Here is a 5316-nt window from a genome sequence, read left to right on the forward strand (position 1 = left end):
GCCATACGGATTTTTGCTTTTTAGAAGTTATTCTGGCCCGCAAAGAGTCACAATGTGAGTTTCAGGCTCAGCACCTAAACGAAGAGGCACTTTTGTCGTGCCGTAGCCGTTGCTGATTAGAAATGCCGCGTTTTTAACAATACCTGTTTTCCCCAGTTCATAAGGGCCGAATTTTCCAAACCTGATCTGGCCTCCATGGGTATGTCCGCTGAATATCACATCAATACCGTCATCTTCATTGATTTGTTCATGAATCTCCGGATTATGGCAAACCAGAATATTCAGCTGGCTTTCATCAAGTTCTTTGATGGCTTCCTCATAATGATCCATCTCCATCCTGATATCATCAACCCCCGCAATCGCAATCGTATGCCCATTGTATGAAAACGGGACTGACTCATTTCTCAGAGCGATGACGCCGTGCGCTTTAAATATGGAATACAGCTTATGCTGCCTGACTTCATAATCATTATTCCCCCACACAAACACGATAGGGACCCCGAAATGTACGAGCCTTTTGATGTTTTCCTCGATTCTCGCACTGGGCACCCCGCCCTCAGCTAAATCACCGCCGATTATAACCAAGTGGGGGGCATGGCTTCGCGCTTTTTCTAAAAGGTCTTGATCGATGAGACGTTTGTGAATGTCTGAAATAAAAAAGATTGTCAGAGGCGGCTTGCCCTTCATCTTTGATAAAGGAAACGTATGTGTCTTCAAATGATTGCCTTTTGCTGTTGCATACATTTTTGCCGTCATTGCCGCTGCCGCAACAGTTAGTACACCGGCAATTTTCACTGATAGCTTCATAAAAAACTCTCCATTCTTTTTAGAACTTATCAATAAGACGGACAATAAAAAAAAGACGTTTCTATCGTTTGAGAAAACGCCCCATTTTATTTACTTTCAAAATATAGATTAATGTCATATTTGTGCTTCATCATGTGAAAAACAGACTCTCTTGCCTTCCATTTATCAGGCTGCGGCCAGAGATCCGTGCTTTTCTGAATAATTTCACATCTCAGTTTATGGAAATCAGTCTCGGATTTTTCTTCCTTTTTCTTGAAATAATATGAAGTGCAGTAGGCAAAAGCGGTTGCCAGCATCCAAAATAAATAAAAGGTATGGCTAAGTATTTCTTGAAGTATAAGCTGAGGCTCCGGGCTTTTGATCATGATCATAACACATAATAAGCCTAGGCAGATAAGTGAAGCCCATCGCCATCTGCGGCATTGTGCTGCATAATTTTCGAATTTTTGTTTTCGTTTTACCAGCGCTTGGAGCATCTGTTTGGTCGGCGCGTCTGTAAACTGATCCAGCTGATTCCATAAGGATTCCATACGCTTCACACCTTGTCCATTTTCATTGCTACAATATATGAACGTAAAATAAAAATAATACCCTATTCATCCATTAAGGGGATGTCCAAAACTTGTCCGGTGTAAACATCATTTCCATTCAGATGATTATACGCTCGAATTTTTTCTTCTCCTGTCCGGCTTTTATAATACTTCATGGAAATGCGGTATAGCGTTTCTTTCTTTTGGACGGTGTGCTTGACAACGCGATTCGGCACATTTTGAACTGGCTCAGCCGGCTGCTGTTGCTGTTCTTGCTGTTGTACTGTTGATTGGGAAGAGGAAGCAGCCGCGGCGGTTGCTTCCTCCTTATTTGCCGAGTCTTCTTTTTCCGCTACAGCAGTCTGTTTCTTATCAGCAGCTGTTTGCTCTTTTGGCTTGGAATCTTCTGGCCCTTTTTTTGACTCCTTCTGCAGTGCGGTTTCTTTAGTGTCTGCGGTATCGTTTTTATCCTCTGATTTCGGGACAACCTCATATTTGCTTTGGCTGCTGTCAATAAAAACATCTTCATAATCGTCATGTTTATCCGGGTGGCTCTTTAGATAAAATAAGGTGACTAAAACGATAACCGGCACAAATACAAATATTACTGCGAGTACTGTGAATAATGGCGTTTTTGTTTTGCCGTGCTTTTTTTTCTGTTCTCTTTGATTTTTTACAGATTGTCTTGTCGGAAGGCTTTCTCCATCATCGACATAATCGTCCGCCAATGCGGCGTTTTGATCTTCATAAAGATTCTGGGCTTTTCTTCTCTCTACTCTCGACATGTTCGTCATGTTTATCCCTCCTCACATGTTCAAAACGAATCTGACAGGCAAACACGGCATCAATGATAAAATGCGCCGTCATCGGAACAAATAAGTTGCCGGTCCATTCATACATCAGACCGAGCAAAAAGCTGATTGCTGTCACCATAATAAATAACAGCCATTTTGACAAATACCGAAAGTGCAGAGCGGCAAATATAAGGCTGGCCGTCCATAAACCGATATGAGTCTGCAGCACTCCTCTGAATAACATTTCTTCCGCGAAAGCAATCAGAAGCGTTAAAAATATAATATGAGGGATTGACCTCTTACTGAATATTTTTTTATTGATTCCGCCGTCATCATATAAATGAGACGGAAACCATTTCATTACTGCCATATCGGCTAAAATAACAATAACAGCTATAGAAACACCATACCAGATGATTCGCATATCGCGAATGTCCCAGAGCTTTAATACGTCCCGTACATCCTCAAAAAAGAACAGTCCTGCTGCAGCAGCGGCAAAGATGATGAGTAGCTGCGTCAAATATAACTGCTTCAGCATATCATGGTCAGTCATATGCTGAATATAATCTTTTTGCTGTTTCAGTTCAGCTCACCTACAGTCTGCAAGCTGAATATCCGGTGCAATTCCGAACTCCAGCTGTCTAATGGCGCCATTTTACTCCGTTCCCCTTTTTGTTCATACAAGGATAAATCAAAACCGCAATGTGAACAGCACGGGAGGTTTCCGTCATCAGGCTCGTATGATTCATCAAAGTAGGTTAACAGTGCCTGCCTTAAACAGCCGTCACGCTGAAGCAAAAATGATACACGGTGCATTTTTTCCAGCTTCAGCTCCATGCGATATGAAATTTCTTTCTTCATCAGTTCAACTGATGTTTTTCCCTGCATAAAGAGATGAATCATCATACGGGCCTGTGTCTCTCCGACGCCATACTGAAGTAATACGTCACGCAGCCTTCTCTCATCCCGCTCCTCCGTCTTCTCTAGCACACGGATCACGTCGGCGATTTCTTCAGCTGTGACACTCTCCATCTGGATAATCTGTTCCTGCAATTCAAAATCCCCTGGCGCCCGCAGCAAAATGCTGACACTCGGCTTTCCGTCGCGGCCCGCTCTGCCGATTTCCTGCATAAAAGCTTCTGCCGTCTGCGGGAGGTGAAAATGAATCACATATCTGATATCGGGTTTATCGACACCCATTCCAAACGCATTCGTACAACATATCACATCAAGCTGGTTATGAATAAACTGCTGCTGAATTAAAATCCTGTCCCCTGACTCCAAACCGCCATGGTAAAAGTCGGCTCTGCTGCTCGTTTTGCTTTTAATTTCACCCGCTAATTCCTCAGCCCATTTCCGTGTCGGACAATAAACAATTCCCGGACCTTGCAGGTTTTCAACCAGCTGAATGACCCTATCTATTTTTTCGGCAGTATCCGCCGCATTTTCAACCCTCAGTGCGATGTTTGGGCGGTTGACTGAGTTGAGATGGCGTACAGCATGCTGCAGCTCCAGCAGGTTCATGACATCTTGCAGCGTTTCCTTTGTAGCCGTGGCGGTCAATGCCAGAACGGGCGGGTGTCCAAGTTTTTTTCTCAGCTGTCCGAGCTTTGAATAATCAGGCCTGAAGTCGTGTCCCCATTCAGAAATACAATGCGCTTCGTCAATAACAAATAGGCTGATCGGGACGCTTTTCAATTTTTCCAATACATATGGAGACTGTAAAGCTTCAGGAGACAAGTACAAAAATTTATATCGATGAATATGTTCTAAAACAAATTGTCTTTCCTGCCTGTTAAGCATGCTGTTCAAAGCTGCAGCACGCTTTTCCCCCCGGGCTTTCAGCTGCTGCACCTGATCCTCCATTAAAGAAAGCAGTGGAGAAACGATTAATACCATGCCGTCAAGCATATAACCAGGCAGCTGGTAGCAAAGCGATTTCCCTCCCCCAGTCGGGAGCATTGCAATGGTATCCTTCCCGCTGAGTATGCTTTCAATAATGTCCTGCTGCCCTTTTTTAAAGGAAGTAAAACCAAAAAACTGATATAACGTTTGCTGTAATTTAGTCATATTGCTGCACCTGCTTTGTCAATGCCAGTCTGATTTGAAAGTAGCTGAACCGCTGTTCCAGCCCGTCGCGAATTTGTTTGATTTTATTCGTCCGCATCCGTTTGGCAAACTCTGCGATTTGAAGCTGGTCTTCTGCTGATACATAGTCATTAATCATAAACGCAGGCTCATGGAGAGAAATCTCGACAATGTGGTCTTCAATCGTCGCTGTTTTCAGCTTTCTGATTTCAGCAATTCGCTGTATCGGAAACCCTTGTTTGACCATCTGCCATGTTTTCCTCGTCGACTCTGTCAGGGCATTATCTAAGTGCACATCAGAAAGGAGATCCTTTAACAAAGCATCTTCACACTCCGGAAGAGAATGAATAAAATAATGTACCGAAGCCCAAAACATGATATAGACATACCATTCGTCTTCTTTCAGCGTATCAGCAAGCTGCCTGCTCGTATAACCGATCCGATGGTGCGAGGTTAAGGAGTAGACAAAAATTTGCGCTGCTTTGTTTTCAATCTTTTTCAAATGCGCCTCAAGCATGGCAAAAAGGCTTTTTGCCATCTCTATATGATCCGTATGCCGGGACAGGTATTTCTTTACCCAGTGAAGTGTCTTATGATCCTTTGTGACAGGGATATACTGCCTGCTCCCTTGCTGTTTATGGGATAGGACCTGCACAAGCAGCGAAAGCCTTTTCCAAAGCACGCCGGCAGCCTGCTGATAATGAGCGCCGTGACAATGAACGGGCCAAGGCCGCTCGCTAAGGGCATGTCTCAAAACTGCTGCGCCGCTGGCTGTCACTTTGTATGTATCTGATTCAGACATTGGCGCGAGATATGAATGCTTTTCAAGCTTGTCAAGCGACGCAGAAATATCGCTTCTCGAACATTTTGCCGCCATTCCAAAGTATTTTGCAGTCTGAAATAAGCCGGCATCTTGAATGGTCTGTGACGATCTCTTGCCTTTGAATAGGTGAAAAACAGCGCTTCCCGACCGTTCCCCGTTTATTTTGCAAAGACAATCGAGAACCATAATATCGAAGTAATTTAATGACAACCTATCCACCTACATTCTTCCTGACAAAAATCGTTGATTTGCTCTTTTTATTTTAACAGATTTC

The 5316-nt window shown here is 43.6% G+C and carries 6 protein-coding genes; all 6 read right to left on the reverse strand.

Annotation, left to right across the window (positions count from 1 at the left end; all coding sequences use genetic code 11):
- Positions 1-27: 27 nt before the first annotated feature.
- Positions 28-807: a metallophosphoesterase gene (locus RAC86_RS34865; protein ID WP_377886642.1), complete on the reverse strand. Its 780-nt coding sequence runs from the start codon at positions 805-807 to the stop codon at positions 28-30.
- Between the two features lie 86 nt (positions 808-893).
- Positions 894-1337 carry a YpbF family protein gene (locus RAC86_RS34870; RefSeq protein ID WP_003230531.1) on the reverse strand — a complete coding sequence of 148 codons (444 nt, stop codon included), beginning with the start codon at positions 1335-1337 and terminating at the stop codon, positions 894-896.
- Positions 1338-1399: 62 nt separating this feature from the next.
- Positions 1400-2131, reverse strand: a complete 732-nt coding sequence (locus RAC86_RS34875; RefSeq protein ID WP_377886643.1) for a LysM peptidoglycan-binding domain-containing protein — start codon at positions 2129-2131, stop codon at positions 1400-1402.
- Positions 2082-2684, reverse strand: a complete 603-nt coding sequence (locus tag RAC86_RS34880) for a CPBP family intramembrane glutamic endopeptidase (protein WP_003230529.1) — start codon at positions 2682-2684, stop codon at positions 2082-2084. Before RAC86_RS34880 ends, RAC86_RS34875 begins: the two co-directional genes overlap by 50 nt.
- Before the next feature lie 26 nt (positions 2685-2710).
- A complete protein-coding gene (locus RAC86_RS34885) occupies positions 2711-4201 on the reverse strand; it encodes a RecQ family ATP-dependent DNA helicase (RefSeq protein ID WP_015251799.1) in 1491 nt (496 codons plus the stop codon).
- The gene (locus RAC86_RS34890) at positions 4194-5252 is read right to left on the reverse strand and encodes a YpbB family protein (RefSeq protein WP_004398594.1); all 1059 of its coding nucleotides are present in this window, start codon (positions 5250-5252) and stop codon (positions 4194-4196) included. Before RAC86_RS34890 ends, RAC86_RS34885 begins: the two co-directional genes overlap by 8 nt.
- Between the last annotated feature and the right edge of the window lie 64 nt (positions 5253-5316).

Source organism: Bacillus sp. LR_5 (assembly GCF_042709275.1).

Coding starts and splice junctions, on each gene's coding strand:
- RAC86_RS34875 (WP_377886643.1), bottom strand. CDS start 2,131: ATGACGAACATGTCGAGAGTAGAGAGAAGAAAAGCCCAGAATCTTTAT.
- RAC86_RS34870 (WP_003230531.1), bottom strand. CDS start 1,337: ATGGAATCCTTATGGAATCAGCTGGATCAGTTTACAGACGCGCCGACC.
- RAC86_RS34885 (WP_015251799.1), bottom strand. CDS start 4,201: ATGACTAAATTACAGCAAACGTTATATCAGTTTTTTGGTTTTACTTCC.
- RAC86_RS34865 (WP_377886642.1), bottom strand. CDS start 807: ATGAAGCTATCAGTGAAAATTGCCGGTGTACTAACTGTTGCGGCAGCG.
- RAC86_RS34880 (WP_003230529.1), bottom strand. CDS start 2,684: ATGACTGACCATGATATGCTGAAGCAGTTATATTTGACGCAGCTACTC.